Annotated in this window: 3 protein-coding genes; all 3 read left to right on the top strand. The window is 63.2% G+C overall.

What is annotated here, in order from left to right; translation table 11 throughout:
* The first annotated feature begins 173 nt into the window (after positions 1–173).
* Entirely contained in the window at positions 174–983 is an 810-nt protein-coding gene (locus tag ACRCSW_RS12405; RefSeq protein ID WP_438705502.1) for a type IV secretion system protein, read from the top strand.
* The gene (locus ACRCSW_RS12400) at positions 983–1486 is read left to right on the top strand and encodes a hypothetical protein (protein WP_438705501.1); all 504 of its coding nucleotides are present in this window, start codon (positions 983–985) and stop codon (positions 1484–1486) included. Before ACRCSW_RS12405 ends, ACRCSW_RS12400 begins: the two co-directional genes overlap by 1 nt.
* 3 nt (positions 1487–1489) lie before the next feature.
* Positions 1490–2452, top strand: a 963-nt coding sequence (locus ACRCSW_RS12395) for a type IV secretion system protein (RefSeq protein ID WP_438705499.1), incomplete at its 3' end; no start/stop codon positions are given.

The raw sequence follows: 2452 nt of genomic DNA, 5'->3' as shown, positions 1-2452 counted from the left end.
CCCCAGACCCCGAAACAGGCGGTCGACCAGAACACTTACATGCTCGCCGAACGCGCGCGCCTCATGGCCCTGACGCTGCGGCTGCGCGCCGGTGCCGTCAAGGTCGAGGCGGCCCGTGGGCTTTCCGAAGCCGCACAATCCCTGCAATACACCACCTTCTGGGAGTACACTCCGTGAGACCTGACCTCTTTCGAACAAGGGCGCGTCTCGCGCTCGCCGTCTGTGCATCGCTTCTGGCATCACCGCTTCTGGCCCAAGGCGTGCCCGTCATAGACGGCTCCAACCTCGCCAAGAACATCGAACAGCTGCAGGCAGCCCTTCGCGATGCGGAAAACCAGATCGCGCAGATCGAAGAGTTGAAGAAGCAGGTCGAGACAGGCCTCGAGCAGCTGACCAATCTCGAAGGTATCCTCGGATCGATCTCGGGCCTGAACGAGATCGCGAGCCTTTACAATTCGGTGGAGGACCTGCGCTCACGGGCGGCAAAGATCACCGATCTCTCCGGTTTCCAGGATGCGCTGACCATCGGGGATTTCGACGGGCTTCTGGACAGCTTGCTCGATGGCGACGTGACCATGGGCGACAAGATGGCCACCGAATATATGCGCGACACGCTGGAAGGGGCCGGGCTGACCTCGGAAACCCTGGCCGGGCTGTCGTCATCGGAGAACCCGCAGGACAAGCTCATCGCGACGACTGCAGCGACGAGTGCTACGGCCATGGGCGTGGCGCAGCTTTCCTACGAGGAAGCCGCCCAAAGCCTCGCCCGGATCGACGGCCTTGTCGATGAGATCGCCAAACAGGACGGCCTGAAGGAAAGCATCGACCTCAACACCCGGATGGCCGCCGAAACCAACTACATGCTTGGCCAGATGTGGCGGCTGAACGCGGCTGCGGGTCTGGCAGCCGGGCAGACGGGCGTGAACTGGGCCGCAGAGCAGGCCAAGGAGAAGAGCTTCTTCGACTATTCGGGGGCCGAATGATGCGGCGGTCATCTCATCAGGTCGCGGCGGTTGTTGCCCTCGTCTGCCTTACCAACTTCGCGGTGGCGGAAGACCTGACCTCGTTCAGCGACGTACAGCTGGCCGAAAGAGCCCGGGAAGCGGTAGTGGCGCAGGATGCTGAAGCCGCGCTGGACCTTCTGACTGAAATGCAGCGACGCGGGACCGGTGTCTTTGCCGGGGCGGAGAGGAGTTCTTGCGGCGAGGTGATCGACCTGCCCGAGGGGATTTCCGACTGGCGCTTCAAAGGTGCCGCGCGGCAGGCCTATATCACAGCGGCGAAGAGGAAGGCCCTGGAGGCAGGGACATGCGGTTGCCTCTTCGACGGATTCAGCTTCGACAACTTCACGTCTCAATTCTTGGGCAAGTCGGCTGCCGACCTCATCAACAATGATCGGGGAGACTTCGAGGCCTACCTCACTCAGCACCAACGCGAGACAGAGGCGCACTATCGCGACCTCGAGACCGTCTGCCGGTCCATGTGATCCATGGCCATCATCGCCGACATCCTGACCCAGGTCGACGCCGCCGCAACTGCGGTCGGCGCCACGGCGTTCGATGCCGTGGCCGCCGAAATCGTGCCGGTCTTCCGGGTCGGCTCTGTTCTGGTGGTGGCCCTGGTCGGGATCAACCTGATGGCACAAGCCGTCCCGATGACCCTGCGCAACGGGCTCGGACTGATGGTCCGCATTGCGGTGGCGTCGGCTTTCTTGTCGTCGTGGACGAACTTCAATGCGGTCTATGGAGTTCTGACCAATGCCCCGAGCGAGATCGGGGCCGTCGTCCTTGAGGCCTTTGGAGGTGGATCGGGCAACCTGTATGAGGGCCTCGACTCGCTCTACCTTCAGGCTCTCGATGTCGGGCAGGCGATCAGCCAGAACGGCAGCTACATCACTGGTGCCCTCGCCGGCCTTCTGATGTTTCTTGTCGCCGCCCTGATGGCGACGGTGTCGATCATCGTGATCTCCGCCGCGAAGATCATGATTGGCGTCCTCGTGATCTTCGCGCCAATCGCGATTGCCTGCACGCTCTTCAAGATGACAGCCCCGCTCTTTGATCGGTGGGTGAACCTTGCCCTCGGCTTTGCTTTCTACCCGATGCTCACCTCTGGCATGGCGGCCTTCACCATCGCTATCGCCCGCGACCTGACGCCTGCCTCCCTCGCCTCGGTGGAAACCATCGGCGATGTCCTGAGCTTCGTCGTTGTCATGATGCTCGGCACCGGCCTGATGGCCATGGTGCCGACGATCGCACAGTCCCTCGCGTCGACCGCGACCGGTCTCGGGAGCGTCGCAGCCTCGACCTTCCGCACCGCCGACAGCGTCAAGGGTTACGGCCGCACCGGCATTGCATCTGGAATCGGCGCGGGCCGGGGAGCGGCCGGATTGGATGCCGGTGGTCGGCGTCCATCGGACGCGCGCCTGAATGGCAATACCGCCGGACAGATCGGG

The organism is Tabrizicola sp., from assembly GCF_051645465.1.
Taxonomy (GTDB): Bacteria; Pseudomonadota; Alphaproteobacteria; order Rhodobacterales; family Rhodobacteraceae; genus Tabrizicola.
Note: the sequence above shows the minus strand (reverse complement) of the source record. Positions and strands in the feature narration are given on the sequence as shown.